Below are 20,943 nucleotides of genomic sequence, written 5' to 3' on the forward strand. Positions count from 1 at the left end.
CGTACTGTTGGCACTGCTCTTGCTGTGAGGTGCCCAACAGGGCAAGCATCCCACCAGTCGGCCAGATGTGGGCCTCGAGTGATTTCGGCAGGCCAACGGCCCGGCCCCGCCGGCGCGTCATGGTCGCCGACAAGGTTGGCCCCGACCAAGTCGGCACCCGGCAAAGCGCCGGTTACCCGCTCGGTCCGGGCCGGCCAAATAGCAGCCCGCCGCTACCACCGGCGCCGGGGTCACCGGGGCCCCGGCTGATTGGACCAGTTCCACCACCACCGGCGACGGCGCCGGCACCACCATTCCCGATCAGCCCGGCGCTACCACCGTTTCCGCCATCTCCACCGCGGCCAGCCTCTGTTGTCCCATCCCCTCCGCTCCCCCCAGTGCCACCACCAGCACCGTTGCCGATCAGCCACCCCCCACGACCTCCGGCGCCACCGGTGCCCGCATCGCCCCCATCGGCGCCACTTCCACCAGTCCCGCCGGCCCCACCGGCGCCGCCGTCACCGAACAGCCCGGGCGCGCCGCCGTTTCCACCGAGTCCGCCAGCACCGCCGAATGCCTTCAAGCTGGCATCATCTCCGGCGTTGCCTGCGTCGCCCCCGGATCCGCCGCCACCCCAGAGCAGGCCCCCATTGCCCCCATCGCCACCAGATCCACCGAATCCCCCGAACTCGCCATTGCCGAGGTTGTTGGTGGCACCGCCGCCCCCGTGCCCGCCAAAACCGCCATCGCCGAACAACATGGCGGAACCGCCATTACCGCCATTCCCGCCGGCACCCCCAAAAGCCCCGACGGGATCAACCCCACCTCTTCCGCCATTGCCGCCGTGCCCACCCATCCCGCCGAATATCCCAGCCGCGCCGCCATTCCCGCCGGCACCCCCACTCACAAAGCTGGCGGGATTGGCACCCGCGGTACCGCCATCACCCCCTGCCCCTCCGTTGCCGTACAGCAGCCCGCCGTTGCCCCCCAACCCGCCGGCCCCGCCAGCCGAGCCGCTGGTTCCATCGACACCCGAGCCGCCATTACCGCCATTGCCGAAAAGTCCAGCGGCCCCGCCCGCACCACCGGCAAGGTGTGCGGCATCGCCGGCCGCACCGCTTCCTCCGTTGCCCCACAACAACCCGCCGTCACCGCCGCTACCCCCTGGGGCCGTCGCGTTGCTGCCATTGCCGATCAATGGCCGCCCCAGTAGTGATTGGGTGGGCGTGTTAATCACGTTGAGCACGCCTTGCTCCAGTTGCCGCAAAGGCGCAACGTTGGCCGCTTCAGCGGCCGCGTAGAGCTCCGCGCCTACGTTCAAAGACTGGATAAACTGCTGATGAAACATCGCGACCTGAGCACCTAGCCGTTGATACGCCTGGGCATGGCCGGCCAGCAACGCCGCGATCGCCGACGACACCTCATCGGCACCAGCCCCCAGCACACCGGTGGTGGGCGCCGCCGCCGTGTTCGCTTCGACCAGCACAGACCCGATTCGTTGTAGTTCCATTGCCGCCGACATCAGAGCCTGGGGCGCCACCGCGACAGATCGCATCGCAAATCCTCCAAGGGAATCGTTGTCCACTCATCCACTGCCCATCCCTCGGAGCCAAAGTTCCTCCTGCCGTGCGAATACCGGATAGGCGGACAGCGCGGTACGCACCGTACAATCTAGAATGTTACTGGGAAATGATGTCTGCGACCGGGCACTGCCCGGGCGATGTGCAAGTGACGCGCGAGCGCGATCATGGCTTGTGCCGTGCGCCGACTCGAGTCAACGCAGCTAGGCTGGCCATATCCACTCCCGTACCCTGCCGTGTTCAACGAAGTAGAGGCCAGATGCAGGACATCGACCAAACGGCCGCCTCGCCGCGCCCGAGCCGCGGCAACGCCAGTCCCCTGCAGCAGATGCTGGGCCCACTCACCCGTACCGGTGGGTTCTACGCCCGAACTTGGGGCACGTACCTGGATCGCCAGCCTGGCGAACTTCCGGTGGCAAGACCCACACTCGCACTGGCCGCCCAGGCATTCCGAGACGAGATCGTGCTGGCCGGCTTCGGCATGCTGCGGCCCACACCCACGACAACGACGCTGGAACAGACCGATCGCGAGGTGCTCGCGGCGCTGCAGATGTACCGCCAACACGGCTGGCTTGACCGGCCCGAAGCATTCTTCGCGGCTCCCCCGCCGCTCGCCGATGTCACCGTCAAACGCGTGCATAGCATGGGACGCACCTACCAGCGCATCTCGTTCGACAGCGAGTACCAGCCCCACCCCGGCGAACCGGGCCGCGAGCGATGGCTCAGCTACCCGGGAAACCGGCGGGTGTACGGCCTGATGCTGCAACACCGTCGGCCCCGTCCCTGGCTGATCTGCGTGCACGGCGCAGAGATGGGGCGTGCCGCGCTCGATCTGATGCTGTTTCACGCCTGGCACCTGTACTCGGATCTGGGTCTTAACGTCGTGTTGCCGGTGCTGCCGCTGCATGGCCCCCGGGCGCGGGGTCGGCCCAAGGGCGCCGCGTTCCCAAGTGAGAACGTGCTCGATGCAGTCCATGGCGCCGCCCAAGCCGTGTGGGACTTGCGGCGTCTGCTGTCCTGGATTCGCTCACAGCAGGCCGGCCCGATGATCGGGCTCAATGGGATTTCCCTCGGAGGTCTGCTCAGCGCGCTGGTCGCCAGCCTCGACGACGGGCTCACGTGCGCGATCCTGGGAGTGCCGGCCGTCGATGTGGTTGATCTGATTGGCGGTCATGCCGGAATCAGTGGGCATCGCCGGCTCCGTCAGACGATGAACACGGCCAAGCCCATCGGCCGGATGATCTCACCGTTGGCGCTGACTCCACGTACCCCGCAATCGGGCCGGTTCATCTACGCCGGTGTCGCCGACCGGTTGGTTCACCCTCGCGACCAGGTCGCCCGGCTCTGGGAGCACTGGGGCAAGCCCGAGATTCATTGGTATCAGGGCGGCCACACCGGCTTCTTTGGCTCCCAGCCGGTTCAACGGTTCGTCGACGCCGCGCTGGTTCAGTCGGGGTTGGTGGACCCGGCGCAGCTACGTCGCCGACGCTGACGCAGCCATTAGCCCAGAATCGGGAAGTGACGCTGGGACGCCGACGCGTCCAGCCCGCGCTGCATAACTTGACGCACCCGCGCGTCGACGTCTGAGGCATCGGGGTGATCGCCGAACTCGGTGACGATGTCGATCGGCGGCAACACCTCGGTGACGATCTTGGTGGGCAGCGGCACGTTGACCGGCGCCACGACGCTGAACCCGAACGGAATACCGAAAGTGACCGGCAGGATGTTGGTGCGAAACAGCTTGCGTTCCAGCCTGGTGAGCCGCAGCGCACGCGCGACGCGCCTGCCCCGGGTCAAGAACAACTGGCCTTCCTGCCCGCCGATGGACACCGCGGGAACGATCGGCACCTTTGCCTCGATAGCGGTGGCCGCGTAACCGGTCCGACCGCCGAAGTCAATGACGTTCTCGCGCAAGGTCGGTCGATACACGTCAAGGTCTCCGCCCGGAAAGACCAGCACTACCGCACCCGACGCCAACGCCGCGGCCGCGTTGGCCCGCGTCGCGCGGATCACCCCGGTGCGGTTGAAGAACTCCGCGGCGGGCCCGGCGAACAAGGTGTCAAAGCCAAGCGCGAACAACGGGCGCTCGTAGCCGTACTGGTCGTAGTAGCCGACGGCAAAAACCGACAGATCAAACGAAACCAGGCCACCGGAATGGTTCGACACCAGCAGGGACGCACCGGGCGGGATGTTGTCCAGGCCACGCACCTCGGAACGGAAATAGCGCTTGACAATCGGCCTGGTCAGGGCGATGACATGCGCGATGAGGGCGCGATCCCACTTGTCGATGTCGGTGGTATTGCTCCGGGTTTTGCTCATGTCATGCCTAGCTCACGGGTGCCGGCTTTGATGCTACGCCGCCCCAGGGGCACCGTAGCGCTGTGTTGCAGCGAAATCAGCGGCCCTCGGAATTCCAGGTGATGACAAGCGCCTCAACAGCTCTCGACCACATCACGCACCTGGCGGAGTTCCCAAAGCCCAGACCCGTAAGTACGTCTCGGCCCGGCCGGTCACCATTGCAACGCACGGGACGCGGCTGCGGATCCGCTCGTCATCGACTGACTTCCAGATCGATCGCCCTCGCCGATCACCCAGCCAGACCGATCGAGCTAGGGAAAGAGACTCTGCAGATCTCTGATGTTGCTTTGGAGAGTTCCGATGGCGACCAGGGCGACTACTCCACCCGAGATCGCGGTCAGTCCCACGTCGGCCGCGATGGGATATCCGAACGCATTGATGAGGTTGCCCTGCAGGAGTTGATCGACAAAGAGGGTGGCGTCATAAGTGGGCATCGTGATGACGAAGGCCGTGCCGATGTCTGCCAACGGAAGCAGAGTTGCGTAGTCGTCGGAGACAATCTTGGTCAGCGTGTTGACGACCTCTACCGGAGTGGGGGCCGCCGCGAGCGCGGCCATGAGGTCCGGCGCTTGCAGCATCGGCGGTGATGGCAGCGTGGCCGGCTGCGAGAACATTTGCTGAATATCGGCCGAGAAGTCGCTAATGCCCTGCTTCGTTCCCGCCACCAGCGCGTCGGCGATGACGTGTGGCGGCACATCGGGGAACAAGCCGAACGGCGTCGTAATGTCGGCGGGGCTCGTGGAATAACCGTAGGCGGGGTCGCCATAGCCGAGGTTGACGAGCACTTTCAGGTCCGGCTGGATCAAGTTCGCCAAGGGGTTCCCGATGACCGGGATCGCACGTAGCGGCTCCAGAAGTGGCAAGTTTTCCGTCGGAAGAATGCAGTAACTGGTGACGCCCGAGTAGCCTGGGGAGGTCGCCAATGGAATCGCATTATCGACCTGAGCTTGGGTGAGATCCAAATAAGTTGGATGCACATACACAATGTCCATGACCGCATTGAGATCGGAAATAAAATTTAGCGGATAACGCGGGAAGTCGGCAAAGCCATCGTATTCCAGCGTGTAATTCGCGGTCGGGTAAATAGTGTCCGACGGCGTTCCGCCGTAGAAGGTCAGCCCCAGGCTCGGGATCGACAGGTCCGGGAACCGGGCCAGCAATCCGCCGTTCGGGTTCATCTCGTTGCCCAACAGCACGAAGTTCAGCTGAGACGCGGTTGGCGCGGCCGGTCCCAGAGCCGCCAGTTTCTGCATTTCCAAAGAAGCGATCACCGCACTCTGCGAAACCCCGAACACCGTGACGGTATTACCGGGAATCGCAAGCTGCTCCATGATCGCGTTATCCAGAATGGTCAACCCCTCGCTTACCGAGGCGTCGAGAGTAAGACTCTTGGTACCGGTCAGCGGATACAGTTCCTCGGGCGTGTTCAGCCCCAACAGGGCATTGGCCGAACGCACGTAGAGTTCATTGGCGAGATTGATAAACCCTGGACCCGGTATCGGAATTCCGGTGCCCCCCATAACCAGCGTCGTAAGATTTGCCGGGAATGGCGGGATCGTGGCAGTGGGCGCCGCGGCCGATGTCACCGGGACGCCCAGCGCACCCGCAAGCGCTGCCGCCCCGGCCGCCTCCGCCTGCACATAGGCATTTCCGGCTTGAGCCAAGGCCTGCTGGAACTCGGTATGGAACGCCGCAACCTGACCGGCCATCGTCTGATAGGCCTGACCATGGGCCGCAAAGAAGCTGGCTATCGCGGCGGATACCTCGTCACCGGCAGCGGCCGCAACGCCCGAGATGGAGCCGGCGGCAAACTCGTTGGCCACCCCGATCGCCGACCCGATTTCCTCGACCTGCCCGGCAGCCGTCGCCATGACCTGCGGCTCCGCAACCAAGAACGCCACCGTTTGCACCCCTTCTCAGCGACCGACACTTGAGCAAAGCCCAACAACCCTGGGCAATCGATGCGGTGTAGATCACAGAGCCTAGGGCGGCCTCGCACCCGCTGTCCTGGATTTGGGAAACGTCTCGGGTGGTCAACGGCCGGGCACTTCGTGGCCGACATTGCATATAGTCACCAAGAAGACCGTGAAAACCGTTTCTTTCCAACTTTTTCCATCGTCGCGACGAGATTTCCGCCCGGCCGGGACGAGCATTGCGAGCCCCCGGAGGGTCGGCCACGGACAACGCCCGGCGACCGAGAGCCACCGTACTCGAAGGCATGTTCGCACCACCACCGAACGCGCGATGCGCTTCGTCGACGAACTCCGCGGACGTGGATATCGCGGGTGTCGCACCGAGCCACACCCCAACGCGCCGGCCGGTCCGCCCACAGTATTGCTACCGCTGCACCGAGAATCGCTCCCACGCGGACTGCCGGGTGACGCCAAGGGCTTCACCAACTCTCGACCACGTCACGCCACGGCGACGCAGCTCGGCGACCCAGGCCCGCAAATCCGCCTCGACCTGACCAGCTACCACCGCAATTCGCGGGATGTGACTGAGCATCTGCTGATCATCCATCGACTCCCACATCGGCAGCCGAACCTCATGCGGTCTGTCGCGATACGTGTCCATGATCGCCGCGGCGGTCGCCACGCACTCGTTGCAGATCTGCACCCCGGCCCCGGCCACCAGCATGTCGATCTCGGTGTCGGGCTTTGCGCAGAATGAACACCAGATCTGCGCAACCGGCGTTGGGTGAGCACTCAACACAACACTCCCACTCCGTCAGGAACTTCCTTACACGATACGTCGTCAGGTAGTGGGAAGCGCCTGACAAGATAGTGGGAAGCCGAACTAAGTATTGTGGGAACATGGGGCGCGCACAGATCATCCACATCATCCGCCAATTCGGAGCGTTGGGAGTAGCCGCAGTCACCGCGGTGTCCACGCTGAACGCGTATAAACCCTTGGCACGCAAGGGATTCCTGTCGATTTGGTCGTGGATGTTCGGCCTGGTCGTCACGGAGTTTCCGTTGCAGACTATGGCCAGTCAGGTCGGCGGGCTGTTGTTGACTGCCCAACGCCTCACTCGCCCGGTGCGGGCAATCTCGTGGCTGGTGGCAGGGATCTCGGCATTGGGGTTGTTGAACTTCAATCGGGCAGGCCACCGGGCCGACATCACGCTCAAGGACGCCCTCGACAGTGGCCTGGGGACCGATCGCCGTGCCGGCTCGGCCGGACTGTGGCACCGTCCGGCCGGTCCCGGCACCGCCAAGGCCCCGGGGCCACTGCGCATGTTGCGCATCTATCGCGACTACGCGCACGACTCCAACATCTCCTACGGCGAATACGGCAGCGCCAACCATCTCGACATCTGGCGGCGTCCCGACCTCGATCTCAGCGCCAAGGCGCCAGTGCTTTTTCAAATCCCCGGCGGCGCCTGGACGACAGGAAACAAGCGCGGGCAGGCCCATCCGTTGATGAGCCATCTCGCCGAGCTGGGCTGGGTCTGCGTGGCGATCAACTATCGGCACAGCCCGCGCAATACCTGGCCCGACCACATCATCGACGTCAAACGCGCCCTGGCCTGGGTCAAGGCGCACATCGCCGAATACGGGGGCGACCCCGACTTCATCGCCATCACCGGCGGTTCTGCCGGCGGCCATCTGTCATCGCTGGCCGCACTGACCCCCAACGACCCGCAGTTCCAGCCCGGCTTCGAGGAAGCCGACACCCGAGTACAGGCGGCCGTGCCGTTCTACGGCGTCTATGACTTCACCCGTTTCGACGACGCGATGCATCCGATGATGCCCGGGCTGCTGGTGCGATCGGTGGTCAAGCAGCGCCCATCGGCCAACCTGCAGCCATTCATCACAGCGTCGCCGGTCAATCATGTGAGCGCCGACGCACCCCCGTTTTTTGTGCTGCACGGCCGCAACGACTCACTGGTTCCGGTCGAGCAGGCCCGCGCGTTCGTCACCGCACTGCAAGGTGTCAGCACCCAGCCGGTGGCCTACGCCGAATTACCCTTCACCCAGCACGCATTCGACATCTTTGGCCCGCGCGCGGCGCATGCCGCCATTGCGGTTGAGCAGTTCCTGGCCGAGACCTACGTACGCCAACAACGATGACGGCTACATATCTGCGCTGGGTGGCCGAAGGCGCCGTCAAGCGACTGGTCGACGCATATCGGAGCACCGGCGCCGATCTGCCTTTCGGTGACCCGTTGCCATCACATGGGCGCGAAATGGAGGGCTGGTTCTGGCGCCTCACCGATCGCGCCTCTGGCCGCGTGGTTGTCGCCCTGTGCAGCGTGAACCAGCACCCGGACGGGGACTGGGCCACGGTCGCGGTGGCGCTGCACCCCGGTGATGTTGTGCGCAGCGTCGCCTTGGACGACGCCAACGCGGACTCATCCCCGTTCTCGGTACATGCCGGCGATGACGACACGGCCCGGGTGGTGGCCGGCACCGATCGACTCCGCATCGACATTGACGACGTTCATCTAGACCTACACTTCAGTGATCCGGTCGAATGGCCCAAGCCGTTCGGGGGCGGTGGACTGTTTTCTTCCATTCCGTTCCTCAACCAGTACTGGCATCCCTACCGCCTCGGCGGGAATGCCAGTGGCACAGTGGGGTTCAATGGCGAAACCTGGTCATTCGACTCGGCCCGGCTCTACTGCGAACGCAATTGGGGCACCGGCTTTCCCGAACACTGGTGGTGGGGTCAAGCGCACGATTTCGACAACGCCGACGCCTCGGTCGCATTCTCTGGGGGCCTTCTTCAGTTCGGTCCAATCCGCCAGGATGTCACCGGAGTGGTGGTGCGACTCGGCGACGAGGTGATTCGCGTGACGCCCCCCGCGGTAGTGCGTTCCCAGATCACCGACGGACACTGGCGGGTGCGCGCCTTCTCACTGCATTACCAGATCGAGCTGGAGGGCGAAGGCGCCGGCAGCGGTCCGCATACGCTGCCCGTGCCAGTGCCGGCCCAACGCCACAACGTCGACACCGACTTTGAGCACCTTGCCGGGCGACTCCATTGCGTCGTGCGCAAATTCGGCCGGGTGGTGTTCGACGGCACCTGCGGGCTGGCAGGTTTGGAGGTCGGCAGCCGCCCGAGCTAACAGCCGCACGCTGCGTGGCAAAACGGCTGGTGCAAAAGCGGATTCATTCACTCATTCGGCACCACGGAACAGCCACTGCGCGGCGGACGGGATGCCTGGCCAACGGCCATTTCGGCAGCTCCCGAAGCCAGTAATCCGATCGCGCCAACCACGAACCACTGGCAGCCGAAATCGCTAGGGTGGGCCACGTGAAACTACTCAGCCCGCTGGACCAGATGTTCGCACGGATGGAGGCGCCCCGCACCCCGATGCACATCGGGGCGTTTGCAATCTTCGACATGCCCAAGAATGCACCGCGGGGCTTCATCCGTGACCTCTATGAGGCGGTCTCACAGCTGGCATTTCTCCCCTTTCCGTTCGACAGCGTGATCGCCGGCGGCCCCTCCATGGCCTATTGGAAGCAGGTGCAGCCCGACCCGAGTTACCACGTCCGGATGTCCGCACTCCCCCAACCCGGAACCGCACGCGATCTTGGCGCCCTGGTGGAGCGACTGCACTCGACGCCACTGGACATGACCAAGCCGCTGTGGGAGCTGCACGTCATCGAGGGTCTGGAAGGCAAGCAGTTCGCCATCTATTTCAAGGCCCACCACTGCGCGGTCGACGGCATGGGCGGGGTCAACCTGATCAAGAGCTGGCTAACCACCGATCCCACCGCCCCCCGGGTTCGGGCAAGCCGGAACCGCTCGGCGATGATTACGATCTGGCCACCGTGTTCGCCGCCACCACGGCCAAGCGTGCGGTCGAGGGCGTTTCGGCGGTCAGCGAGCTGATCGGAAAGATCATCAGCATGGCACGCGGCGCCAACAGCTCGGTACCCCGGGCACACCGTTTAACACCCGGATCAACCGGCATCGCCGGCTGGCGGTCCAGGTGCTCAGCCTGCCCCGGCTCAAGGCGGTGTCCAGCGCGACCGGTACCACCATCAACGACGTGGTTTTGGCTTCGATCGGCGGTGCGTGCCGACACTAACTGCGGGATCAGAGCGCCTTGCCGAAGAGCAACCTCACGGTGTCAGCGCCGGTGGGCTTCGAACGTGACGCCGACACGGTCAATGCCGCGTCAGGTTTCGTCACCCAGCTAGGCACCTCGATCGAAGACCCGATCGAGCGGCTGACCACGATTTCGGCATCGACCAGCCGGGGCAAAGCCGAACTGCTGGCGTTGTCACCCAACGCCCTGCAGCACTACTCCGTGTTCGGCCTGCTGCCGATCGCGGTGGGACAAAAGAGCGGAGCGCTGGGCATCATCCCGCCCCTGTTCAACTTCACCGTCTCCAACGTGGTGCTGTCCAAGGAGCCGTTGTACCTTTCCGGCGCCAAGCTGGACGTCATCGTTCCCATGTCGTTCCTGTGCGATGGCTACGGCCTCAATGTGACGCTGGTCGGCTATACCGACAAGGTCGTGCTCGGATTCCTCGGTTGCCGCGACACCCTGCCGCATCTGCAACGACTGGCGCGCTACACCGGCGAGGCGTTCGACGAACTCGAGACCGCAACAACCACCGCCTAGCCGGATACCCGAAAGCTCCTGCCAGCGCGACATTGCCGTCCCCGACCTTGGATTGCCATATAGAACGGTATGGTGGACTCATGACGGCCGGCATTACCGACACATTTGTGCACAGCCTCGCACAGCGTGCACACGAGGCCGAAAAACTTCGGCGCTTGCCCGCGGCCACCGTCACCGAACTGACCGCGTCCGGGTTCCCCGACTTGCTCAAACCGGCCCGCTACGGCGGGCAGCAGGCCGAGTTCAGCGCAATTTTCGACCCGGTGCGCCGGATGGCGCACGGGTGTGCCTCAACTGCCTGGACCGCGGCGTTTTACGCCTTGCACAACTGGATGCTGGCCCTCTTCGACGAGCGGGCACAAAGTGAGGGCTTCACCACGACACCATTTCTTGCCCCGGCGCCGTTGGCGCCCACCGGCCGCGGCCTACCCGCCGACGGGGGCGTCCGGTTGAGCGGACGCTGGTCATGGGCAACCGGCGTGATGGACGGCAATTGGATCATCGTCGGCACGTTGTGCGGTTCCGACGATGCGATCTATCCCGCCCTGGCACTGTTGCCCGCCAACGACATTCGGATCATCGACGTGTGGCACACCGACGGGATGCGGGCCACCGGGTCCAACGACGTCGTCATCGAGGACGTCTTCGTACCCACCTACCGGCTGATCAAGGTCACTGATATCTACGCTGGCACCACGCCAGGCTCGAAGGTGCACGAAGCGCCGGCATACCGTTGGCCGTTGGTGCCCGCCCTCGCTCTGGTCGCTGCCATGCCCGCGCTGGGCGCGGCCGAGCACGTCGCGGACGTCTTCACCGCGCGGCTGGGCGAGCGGATCCTGGCCTACGAAGGCGCCAAACAACAGGACAAACCCGCCGCGCAAGTCCGAGTGGGCGAAGCCCGGGTCCGGCTGCGGGCATTGCACGGTCTGCTGGCCGACACCGTCGGGCGAATCGAAGACATCCTCGCGACCGGAGACCGGGTACCGCGTCCGGTCCGCGCCGATGCCCGCCTGGCGGCCGCCCACATCGTGCACGAATCACGTGCGGTGATCGGCGAGTTACTTGAAGCGTCGGGTGCCAGCGCACATTTCCTGAACAACCCTCTGCAGCGAGCCAAACGCGACGTTGACGTGATCAGCGGACACGTCGTCTTCGACTACGACGTCAGCCGAGAACTGGCCGGCGCCTTGGCGATCGGGCGCAAGATCTCCCCCGTCGCTATGGTGTGAGTGGCCTAGCGTCCGGCCAGGCGATCGACATCGATGACTTTGCCGCGGTTGATGCTGACCCAATCGCGCCCATCAAGGTACGGGCGCAGACTCTGCCCGATGAGCTCGGCATCGGCCGCCGACTTCGGCCGCTGCAGTTCGTAGACGTGCGGCAGCTCGGCCATCCCGCTGACCACATTCCACAGTTTCAGGGCGTCAGCGCCGGTCGGAGGGTCTACCAGCACCGGCCCAAACAAGCATTGCCCGTCCATGAAGAGCGTCGGCACGCCGTATCCATTGGCGTCGACCACTCGCTGATGCTCGGCACGGATCTCGTCGTGGGTGCTCGGATCATCAAGCGCTGCATCGACAACCGCCGCCTCCACGCCGATGTCACCAAGCAGGCGTCGCGCCACCGCGGGATCGTGTGGCTTACCACCGAGCACGTGCAATTCGTGCCCGATCGCCTCATACCACTGGTCCAGCAACGACATGTCCGATCGGCGCAGCAGTGCGCCGATCCGCATCAGCGACCAGCCGTAGGACCAGTCCCGCTCCCAGGGGTGCTTCTTGCCTTCTGCCCGGTTGATCTCTTCCAAGCTGAAGAACCGCCAATTGATGGTGATTCCCAACTGCGCCCGGACATCGCGAATCCAGACCGAAGTCTGGTAGGCGAACGGACACATCGGGTCAAAGTGGAAATCCACAACGGTGTTCATCACGCTTGACCTTTCCAGCGGGAAACTCGCGACCATGGGTCCTGCCACCGGTTGCGGTTCGCGACTCGACGCTGCTGCCCAGCTTAGCGAGGACACATTGGTGCGGGTAGGCGCGCACGCACCAACGCAGCGCCGCGGCGGCGACTACTTCACGGTCACCTTCGCGGTGAAGGTACACGTCGGAGTGTTGTCGCTGCCTACGAAACTGGCATAGCCGGTGGTGATCGTGGTTGTGCCGGGCTTGAGCGCCGTGAATGTCCACACTTCGGTTCCAGGCGCTCCGATCACGTCGGTATCCGGCCGGACATACCGATGACTGATCTGATTCAGCACGGTGGGATCTCCGATCGTCGCGTCTTCGGTCCAGCGGTAGGGCGTGGTGTAGTTGGATCCCAGGGTCACCAGGAGTGTGTCGCCGACCGAGAGCGTGATGTCACGCTCGATGCTGCTCTGCTTCAACACCTCATCCATCGAAACGTCGATGGTCTTGGTAGCCGGCGACCGACCGCGATGCGAGCAGCCGGTGCTGCCCATCACCACCGAGAGAATGAGCATCGCAACGGTCACCATGAGCTTGAAGTTCATCTACACCACCCTTCGATCCGGGTTCGCAGCTTAGTCCCCCGGTGCTCCCGGTGCGGCGAAAGCACGCTGCGTGCGCCGCCGCAGTGTTTGTATCGGCCGAGGCGGGCAACGGCGTGCTCCAAGATCAACCGCGGGACTATCAACGCCCGGAATCGATTTCGCCGCCAGTCAGGATCGGCCCACGATCCCACCCTTTGGCTCCGGCACAGACACCGGCACCTGGGCTAGCGGGGTTTCAGACATTGCTTGGTGTATTGCACTGGCCACAAACAACTTTCACAGCAAGGCGAAAACACCGCACACCAGCCGGCGCCGCCAATCGCACCCCGCGTTCTCACGATGGAGTTCGTGCTGGCCGGCAGCCGTTTCCCAGGGCGGCCAACTCCGGCGCGGCGGGCGCTACGTTTACCCGGACGCACGGCCCCTGCTCCGGTAGTTTCGATCCGTGTTTGGCATCATCCGGCCCTGCCGCCATCGGCTAGGCCGAGAACTCACGGCCGCCTGGCGCGCCCAGTTGTGCGGGCTATGCCTGGCGCTGCGTGACGACTACGGTCAGGCCGCACGGATCGCCACCAACTACGACGGGTTGGTGGTATCCGTACTGGTCGAAGCGCAGTCCATGACGCCTGCGACCCGGCGAACGGCCGGACCTTGCCCGTTGCGCGGGATGCGCCGGGCCGACGTCGCGACCGGCGAATGTGCGCGACTGGCCGCCGTGGTCTCGTTGGCGCTGGCCGCAGCGCGAGTGCGCGACCACATCGAGGACCGAGACGGCGTTGTTGGTGCGGCACCGATACGACCCACGGCGCGGCGCATCGCGCAGCGATGGGTCCGCCAGGGCACGGATGCCGGGAACGCGCTGGGCTTCGACACCAACGTGCTGGTCGCCGCGATGGACCGACAGGCCGATCTGGAGGCCAACGCCGTTGCGGGCAGCTCACTGTTACTGGTGACCGAGCCCACCGAGACGGCGGTCGCCGCGGCATTCGAGCACACCGCGGTGTTGGCGCAGCGCCCCGCCAACCAAGCTCCGCTGCGCGAGATCGGCCGCCTCTTCGGACGGATCGCACACCTGCTGGACGCCGTCGCCGACTACCACGACGACCTGGCGCGGGGAAAGTGGAATCCGCTGACCGCGACCGCAACATCCATCGCAGCGGTCCGCCCCCTTTGTGACGACGCGCTGCTGGGTATCGAACTCGCGCTGGCCGACGTGGACTTCACCGACGGAAGGCTGGCCCGGCGGCTGTTGACCCGGGAGGTGCGCCACAGCGTATCGCGCACGTTCAGCCAGCTCGGATACCCGGGGTACAAAGCGACGCCGCACGGTCGGCAGGAACCGATCAACTTCGGCGCCCAGCCGATGAGCGCCGGCCCCTACCCCGGACTACCAGGCGAGCCTGCACCCAACCCCGACCAAAGCCCCAAGCGGGGGTGCTGGAACACCTGCACCGAAGACCGCTGCTGTGACTGCACCTGTGATTGCTGCGAGGGCTGCTGCGACGACGACTGTTGCTGCGATTGCGGTGATTGCGGTGATTGCTGCGACTGCGGAGACTGTTGTGACTGCGGAGACTGCTGCGACTGCTCATAGCGCGACCACCCGCCAATCCGCCTGACCGCTGCGCCGACAGCGATCACCCGCCCGGCGCCTGAGCGAGCACCTGGTGCGTACGCGAGGATGGTCTGGTGTTTGAGCTTGTCGTCATCGTCGCGCTGGTGGCCACCGTGGTCATTGGCACCGTCCTGGGACGCCGCTATCGCGTAGGCCCCCCGGTGCTGCTCATTCTGCTGGGCGCGCTGCTGGGCCTGGTCCCTCGTTTCGGAGATGTCCAGATCGACGGCGAGATCGTCCTGCTGCTGTTCTTGCCCGCGATCCTGTACTGGGAGAGCCTGAACACCAGTTTCCGCGAACTTCGCTGGAATCTGCGCATCGTCATCATGTTCAGCATCGGCCTGGTGATCGCGACCGCGGTGGCCGTGTCGTGGACGGCGCGGGCGCTCGGCATGGAGTCCCACGCCGCCGCGGTCCTCGGTGCGGTGCTCTCCCCCACCGATGCCGCCGCCGTGGCCGGTCTGGCCAAACGACTGCCGCGCCGGGCCCTGACCGTGTTACGCGGCGAGAGCCTCATCAATGACGGGACCGCGCTAGTCCTGTTCGCCGTGACCGTCGCGGTCGCCGAGGGCTCCGCCCAGCTTGGACCGGCCGCCCTGGCCGGCCGGTTCGTGGTGTCCTACCTCGGTGGCATTGTTGCCGGGCTGCTGGTCGGCGGACTGGTGACAATGCTGCGCCGCAAAATCGATGCACCGCTCGAGGAGGGAGCCCTGAGCCTGCTGACGCCGTTCGCGGCGTTCTTGCTCGCCCAATCCATGCACTGCAGCGGTGTCGTCGCCGTGCTGATCTCGGCTTTGGTTCTCACCTACACGGGTCCGCGAGTGATCCGGGCGCGGTCGCGGATGCAGTCCTACGCCTTCTGGGACATCACCACCTTCCTCATCAACGGGTCTTTGTGGGTGTTCGTCGGCGTTCAGATCCCCGGTGCGATAGACCACATCTCCAATGTCGACGGCGGACTTCGGCGCGCCACGTTCATCGCACTCGCTGTCACCGGCGTGATCATCGCGACCCGAATCGTCTGGGTGGAGGTGACCACCGTGTTGGGGGTCGCGCTGGACCGCTTCCTGAAAAAGGACACCCGCCACGTCGGCTTTCGGCAGCGCTGCATCACCAGCTGGGCTGGATTCCGCGGTGCGGTGTCACTCGCCGCCGCGCTCGCGGTTCCCATGACCACCCACAGCGGCGCCCCGTTCCCGGATCGAAACCTCATCATTTTTGTCGTATCCGTCGTCATATTGGTGACCGTGCTGGTCCAGGGCAGCTCGCTGCCCGCGGTGGTCCGGTGGGCCCGAGTACCCGGGGACGTTGCGCACGCCGACGAAGTTCAACTGGCCCGAACCCGCAGCGCCGAAGCCGCCCTCGAGGTCCTGCCGGACGTCGCAAGCGAGCTCGGGGTGAGTCCGGACCTGTTGAAACGGCTGACCAAGGAATACGAGGAGCGCGCCACGATCATCCGGGAAAACGGCGACGATTCCGCGCCCAGCGACCTCGCCCAGCGCACCGATCTGGTCCGACGGGTGCGTCTTGGGGTGCTCGAACATCAACGCCACGCCATCACGGCGCTGCGCAACCAGAACCTCATCGATGACATCGTGTTGCGCGAAGTGCAAGCCGACATGGACTTGGAAGAGGTCCAGCTACTCGACCCCGTCGAACATGATTGACCGTAGATAATTTCCTGGCAGGCAATTTTGCCCGATGGGCAATTATCCACTATGCTCTTGCCGTGCCCGACGATCACCCGCCGACAGGTCTGCGCCAGCGCAAGAAGGCCGACACCAGACGGGCGCTCAGCGACGCAGCACTGGCACTGGCATTCGAACGCGGGCTCGATAACGTCACCCGCGAAGACATCGCCAATGTGGCCGGGGTGTCGCTACGCACCTTCAATAACTACTTCACAGGCAAATATGAGGCGCTGGCCTACCGGCAAACCGAACGCATGCGACGCAGCATCGCGGCGCTGCGAGAGCGCCCCGCCGGCGAACCGCTCTGGACCGCGATCGCGCACGCCGTACTGGAACCGCTGCAGGCCGACCTCCACGAAGCCACGGCGGACGAGGACCGACTCCCGAGCCGTGGTGAGCTTGCCGAAGTCCGAAAATTGCTCATGAACCCGCAAATTCGCGAAGGGGCCTCACGCGAGCTGTTGGAGGATTGGCGCGACGCAATCGCCGAACGCACCGGCACCGACCCCGAGAACGACATGTATCCAAGGTTGGTGGTAGCAGTGGTGCGCGCGGTCGGCGACGCGGCAATGGATACTTACGCGACGGCCGATCCACCAGTGGCCATCACGGAGTTGATCCGGGCGGGTTTCGCCTCCGTAGCCGCCGGAATGCCCGAACCCGCCAAACCGGGGGAACAACGTGGTTGACGTGGCGGCCGATGTCGTGATCTCCGGCGCCGGACCAAACGCGCTGATGCTGGCCTGCGAACTCGCGTTGGCCGGCATCCGGCCCGTGGTACTCGACAAGCTATCCGGACCCAGTGCCGAACCAAAGGCCAATGGTCTTGTTGGGCAGGTTGTCCGGATGCTGGACATGCGGGGCCTCTATCAGAGTTTCAGCGGCGATGACAGTCCACCACAACCGGCGCAGGGCTGGATGTTCGCCGCCATGCCGCTGAGCTTCCTGGGCCTCAACGACAATTCCCTCTACACAATGCTGATGCCACAGCCCAGACTGGTGCGACTGCTAGAACAGCGGGCTAGCGCTCTTGGTGTGGACCTACGTTGGGGAGATGAACTCACCGGGTTTCGCTGCGACTCGCAATCCGTTGTGGCGGAGGTGTCCTCACCACAGCGCAGCTACGAAATCAGCTCCCGGTACCTGATTGGCGCCGACGGAGGCCGCAGCCTGGTGCGAAAGACGCTGGGCATCGAGTTCCCCGGATGCACCTCAGCCACCGTCGGCAGGCTGGCGCATGTGCAGCTTCCCGACGAGTTCCGCACCGCGGACCGTGCTGTCGAGATTCCAGAATTCGGTCGGCTTCCATTCGGGCACAGCCGTTTCGACCGTGGTGGGGTGATCTTTGCCGAGTTTGAACCGGGCCGGTCCATGCTGGGGACCATCGAGTTCGGTCCCCCCGTCGAGGAGCGGCCGATGTCGTTGGCCGAACTGCGCGAAAGCGTGCAGCGGGTGCTCGGCGTCGACATCCCCCTGAAAAGACCCAAAGGCCCCGGCCCCCACGCCCTGCGCCGCATCAACGGACAGAACACTCGACACGCGGAGCGATATCGTCGCGGGCGGGTATTGCTGCTAGGCGACGCCGCTCACGTGCACAGCCCGATGGGCGGCCCCGGCCTGAACCTGGGTCTACAGGACACATTCAACCTGGGATGGAAACTTGCCGCCGAGCTCAACGGCTGGGCCCCGGATGGTTTGCTCGACACCTACGAGTCCGAACGTCACCCGGTGGGCGCTCGAGTCATGATGCATTCGCTGGCCCAGACCGCGCTGATGGCCCCCGGGCCCGAAGTCGGCGCCCTGCGAGAGCTATTTGGCGAGCTGCTCACCATTCCCGAAGTCACCAAACAGATGGGGGCGCTGCTGGCCGGGTCGGACCTCATCTACCCCGTCGGCGACGAGCACCCGCTGTCCGGGCGGCTGGTTCCCGTACTGACCACCGATGATGGACGACGTATCGATGAGCTGATGTGTGGTGCTCGTCCACTACTGATTGACCTCGCAGACGGTGACGCCGCGGCTGCGGCACAGGGCTGGGCCGATCGCGTCGAGATTGTGCACACCTCGATCGCCGATCGTCCGGCCGCCGCGATGCTGATCCGGCCCGACGGCTATGTCGCCTGGGCAGCAAACGCATTCGACACCGGGGCCCGAGGCAGCCTGCGGGACGCGTTGCAACGCTGGTTCGGCTCGCACCTGGGCGGCTGACCTCCGCCCGGCGACGCCGCTCGCCGAGACCGAGCCGCCAGGGACGACCCCGCCCATCCAAGAGGTTGTTAGCATCAATCGCGATGAGCGCCGCAGCCGCGAAGCTGTCCATTGCCACACCGGTGGTCACACTGCTACCCGGGGTCAGCGCCCCCTGGGAGAAGACCGCCTCGATCGAAGACCTGACCCAGATCGCCGAAACCGCAGACAAGTTGGGCTATTACCATCTGACCTGCAGTGAGCACATCGCGCTGCCAGCCGCGGAGAAACGGCGCCGCGGGACACGCTACTGGGATCCGCTGGCGACGTTGGGTTACCTCGCCGCCCGCACCCAGCGAATCCGGTTGGCTACCAACGTCCTGGTGCTCGGCTATCACCACCCGCTCGAGATCGCCAAGCGCTACGGCACCTTGGACACGGTCAGCAACGGTAGGCTCATCCTCGGCGTCGGCGTCGGTAGCCTCAAAGAAGAATTTGACCTCATCGGTGCGCCGTTTGAAAACCGGGGCGCGCGAGCCGACGACGCGTTGCGCGCGCTGCGCGCCGCATTGTCAGTACCCGAACCCAGATACCACGGCGAGTTCTATTCGTTTCGCGACATGGTGGTCGACCCGTGTGCCGTCCAGAAGCGCCTTCCCATCTGGGTGGGAAGGCGCACCCTGCGTTCGTTGCGGCGAGCCACCAGCCTCGCCGAAGGGTGGGTTCCCTTCGGAATAAGCTTGGGCGAAGTTCGGGACTGGCTGAGCCGCTTCGATATTGGATCAGGATTCGAAGTCGTGCTCAGTTCACCAGAGCCGTTGAACCCGATCGGCGACCCGGAAAGAACCCGGCACCTCCTCGCCGACCTCGCCGCGCACGGCGCCACCACCATCTGCGCCACGTTCGCGCACTCCTCGCGGCAGCAGTACCTGGATAACCTGCACGCACTGGCCGAGCTGGATTCACCGTGATCCGGACCGCCGCGGGGATATTCAGCCTGACCGCAGCCGCGCCGCCCGACGATGACGGCAACTATCTGCGCTGGCACCTGCTCGATCACATGCCCGAGCAATACCAGCTCCCCGGCATCGTGCACGGCCTGCGCTGGATCGCCGATGGAGACTACCTCAGCTCACGGCTGGCCGCTCGCGGACCGCTGGGCAAGATTTGCAACGCGGTGCACTACCTCGTCGGTGAACCCGTGCGGCAGACCTTCGACGACTTTGTGGCACTGGGGCGCACGCTGGCCGACACTGGCCGCTTCCCCGTCAAGCGACCGCTATTGCGGGTGAGCGGTGTGCGCTTGCTGCATCGGCACTCCGCACCGAGCGCGCTTATCTCTGCGGAGGTCGTGCCGTTTCGGCCACACCGCGGGATAGTGCTGATCGTCGAGGAACCTACTGGCACCCGCCCCGATACGTGGCTGCAATGGCTGCACGCCGAACACTACCCGGCGCTGCTGGCCAGCCCTGGCGTTGCGGGAGCTTGGACCTTCGGCTCGAGCACCGCGTGGAATCCGTTGCCACGCGGCTGGTATCCCGGCCCGCAATACATCACCGTCGTGTACCTCGACGGGGATCCGCTGACCGCAACCAACGCGCTGGCGCCGATCGCCGAAGAGCGCTGGCGATCAGGAGCGGTGCAACCGGTGTTCGCCGGACCGATGCGTACGATGGTCACCTGGGAAGTGTGGCCTCAATAGCCAAACGCAGCCCACGTGCCAGGCGGGTAGGGCGGGACTTTGCCGGCGAACACCGCGTCGGTCAAGGCGCAGAGCAGGTCAGAGACGGTTCCGGCATTTGCCAAGGTACTGATCGGGGCACCCGATTCAACGTGTGCCACCACCGCCTGCCAGAAATAGCCGAGACCTCCGTGCTCGTACCAGACAAACCAGTCGACGTCGCGGTGGCCGGCCCGAATCAATCGACGGAAGGGCAGAGCGGGGTCCTCGACCGAATCTGTGCTGTTGAACGGCTCTCCGACATCGGCGATAGGCGGAAGCATTTGCAGCAGAGCGGGTGGCAATTCCCTCATGCTGTGCACTTCCTGTACGGATGTTGTCAATGTGCACTGCGTGTTAGGTACCGCCTTGACCGCCGGGGCAGTGAGCAACGACAGCACGACGCAGCCCAGGGCCCAGGCCGCAAGAACTCGTCGTTTGTCGAACCACCGGGCCGCCACCTTGTTCGCCCACTTTCTGGTGCGCCACCAGGGCTTTCACCCAATTGGACTGTGACCAACGTCTCGCATCGAGCCCCGTGCAACGATGTTAAACGCTGCGGCGGTTCAGATTTCCGCGGGAGGCCAAAAGACGCGGGCGTCAAATCATGCCCATTTGTCAATTATGTGGACATGGACTCCAGTGATCGACAGAATGGGCCCGCCGTGTACACAGGTTTGACACAGCTCTGAACTATTCTGGTAATGGAGCTTTACGA

17 protein-coding genes and 1 pseudogene are annotated in these 20,943 nt (G+C 64.8%); 11 read left to right on the forward strand and 7 right to left on the reverse strand.

Annotated elements, in window-relative coordinates; translation table 11 throughout:
• Positions 1-172: 172 nt before the first annotated feature.
• Entirely contained in the window at positions 173-1,534 is a 1,362-nt protein-coding gene (locus MPSD_RS17230) for a PE family protein (RefSeq protein ID WP_086085506.1), read from the reverse strand.
• Between the two features lie 284 nt (positions 1,535-1,818).
• On the opposite strand from MPSD_RS17230, the gene MPSD_RS17235 reads away from it, so the two are divergent.
• On the forward strand, positions 1,819-3,051 hold the full coding sequence (locus tag MPSD_RS17235; RefSeq protein WP_020786962.1) for an alpha/beta hydrolase family protein: 1,233 nt from the start codon (positions 1,819-1,821) through the stop codon (positions 3,049-3,051).
• A gap of 8 nt (positions 3,052-3,059) precedes the next feature.
• Here the strand turns inward: MPSD_RS17235 and MPSD_RS17240 are convergent, their stop codons facing one another.
• From MPSD_RS17240 to MPSD_RS17250, 3 genes are all read right to left on the reverse strand, one after another.
• Entirely contained in the window at positions 3,060-3,878 is an 819-nt protein-coding gene (locus MPSD_RS17240; RefSeq protein WP_020786961.1) for a 1-acyl-sn-glycerol-3-phosphate acyltransferase, read from the reverse strand.
• Between the two features lie 290 nt (positions 3,879-4,168).
• Positions 4,169-5,818: a PE family protein gene (locus MPSD_RS17245; RefSeq protein ID WP_086085507.1), complete on the reverse strand. Its 1,650-nt coding sequence runs from the start codon at positions 5,816-5,818 to the stop codon at positions 4,169-4,171.
• A 436-nt stretch (positions 5,819-6,254) separates the two neighbouring features.
• The gene (locus tag MPSD_RS17250) at positions 6,255-6,629 is read right to left on the reverse strand and encodes a ClpX C4-type zinc finger protein (RefSeq protein WP_020725760.1); all 375 of its coding nucleotides are present in this window, start codon (positions 6,627-6,629) and stop codon (positions 6,255-6,257) included.
• 101 nt (positions 6,630-6,730) lie between these two features.
• Here MPSD_RS17250 and MPSD_RS17255 point away from each other — a divergent pair, with 101 nt between their 5' ends.
• The 4 genes and pseudogenes from MPSD_RS17255 (at position 6,731) to MPSD_RS17270 (ending at position 11,729) form a co-directional block, all read left to right on the forward strand.
• Complete coding sequence (locus tag MPSD_RS17255; RefSeq protein ID WP_086085502.1) at positions 6,731-7,990, forward strand: alpha/beta hydrolase; 1,260 nt, start codon at positions 6,731-6,733, stop codon at positions 7,988-7,990.
• Complete coding sequence (locus tag MPSD_RS17260) at positions 7,987-8,988, forward strand: tocopherol cyclase family protein (RefSeq protein ID WP_012395071.1); 1,002 nt, start codon at positions 7,987-7,989, stop codon at positions 8,986-8,988. The genes MPSD_RS17255 and MPSD_RS17260 overlap by 4 nt, the downstream gene beginning before the upstream one ends.
• 188 nt (positions 8,989-9,176) lie before the next feature.
• A pseudogene (locus tag MPSD_RS30275) lies at positions 9,177-10,500 on the forward strand (WS/DGAT/MGAT family O-acyltransferase).
• A gap of 80 nt (positions 10,501-10,580) precedes the next feature.
• Positions 10,581-11,729: an acyl-CoA dehydrogenase family protein gene (locus MPSD_RS17270; RefSeq protein WP_012395073.1), complete on the forward strand. Its 1,149-nt coding sequence runs from the start codon at positions 10,581-10,583 to the stop codon at positions 11,727-11,729.
• A gap of 5 nt (positions 11,730-11,734) precedes the next feature.
• Here the strand turns inward: MPSD_RS17270 and MPSD_RS17275 are convergent, their stop codons facing one another.
• Together MPSD_RS17275 and MPSD_RS17280 are read right to left on the reverse strand one after the other, a co-directional pair.
• Positions 11,735-12,427: a mycothiol-dependent nitroreductase Rv2466c family protein gene (locus tag MPSD_RS17275; protein WP_012395074.1), complete on the reverse strand. Its 693-nt coding sequence runs from the start codon at positions 12,425-12,427 to the stop codon at positions 11,735-11,737.
• Between the two features lie 144 nt (positions 12,428-12,571).
• The gene (locus tag MPSD_RS17280) at positions 12,572-13,012 is read right to left on the reverse strand and encodes a protease inhibitor I42 family protein (RefSeq protein WP_012395075.1); all 441 of its coding nucleotides are present in this window, start codon (positions 13,010-13,012) and stop codon (positions 12,572-12,574) included.
• A gap of 445 nt (positions 13,013-13,457) precedes the next feature.
• Between MPSD_RS17280 and MPSD_RS17285 the strand changes: the two genes are divergently transcribed.
• From MPSD_RS17285 to MPSD_RS17310, 6 genes are all read left to right on the forward strand, one after another.
• Positions 13,458-14,606, forward strand: coding sequence for a DUF5685 family protein (locus MPSD_RS17285; RefSeq protein ID WP_086085503.1), 1,149 nt, complete (start codon positions 13,458-13,460; stop codon positions 14,604-14,606).
• 95 nt (positions 14,607-14,701) lie between these two features.
• A complete protein-coding gene (locus MPSD_RS17290) occupies positions 14,702-16,294 on the forward strand; it encodes a Na+/H+ antiporter (RefSeq protein ID WP_020786952.1) in 1,593 nt (530 codons plus the stop codon).
• Between the two features lie 62 nt (positions 16,295-16,356).
• A complete protein-coding gene (locus MPSD_RS17295) occupies positions 16,357-17,007 on the forward strand; it encodes a TetR/AcrR family transcriptional regulator (RefSeq protein WP_041299381.1) in 651 nt (216 codons plus the stop codon).
• Positions 17,000-18,526, forward strand: coding sequence for an FAD-dependent monooxygenase (locus tag MPSD_RS17300; protein WP_086085504.1), 1,527 nt, complete (start codon positions 17,000-17,002; stop codon positions 18,524-18,526). The genes MPSD_RS17295 and MPSD_RS17300 overlap by 8 nt, the downstream gene beginning before the upstream one ends.
• Before the next feature lie 83 nt (positions 18,527-18,609).
• On the forward strand, positions 18,610-19,476 hold the full coding sequence (locus MPSD_RS17305) for a TIGR03619 family F420-dependent LLM class oxidoreductase (protein ID WP_020786949.1): 867 nt from the start codon (positions 18,610-18,612) through the stop codon (positions 19,474-19,476).
• Positions 19,473-20,207, forward strand: a complete 735-nt coding sequence (locus MPSD_RS17310; RefSeq protein WP_015356320.1) for a hypothetical protein — start codon at positions 19,473-19,475, stop codon at positions 20,205-20,207. Before MPSD_RS17305 ends, MPSD_RS17310 begins: the two co-directional genes overlap by 4 nt.
• Here the strand turns inward: MPSD_RS17310 and MPSD_RS17315 are convergent.
• Complete coding sequence (locus MPSD_RS17315) at positions 20,201-20,686, reverse strand: hypothetical protein (RefSeq protein ID WP_232022569.1); 486 nt, start codon at positions 20,684-20,686, stop codon at positions 20,201-20,203. The genes MPSD_RS17310 and MPSD_RS17315 overlap by 7 nt on opposite strands.
• Positions 20,687-20,943 lie beyond the last annotated feature (257 nt).

Source organism: Mycobacterium pseudoshottsii JCM 15466 (genome assembly GCF_003584745.1).
GTDB lineage: Bacteria > Actinomycetota > Actinomycetes > Mycobacteriales > Mycobacteriaceae > Mycobacterium > Mycobacterium marinum.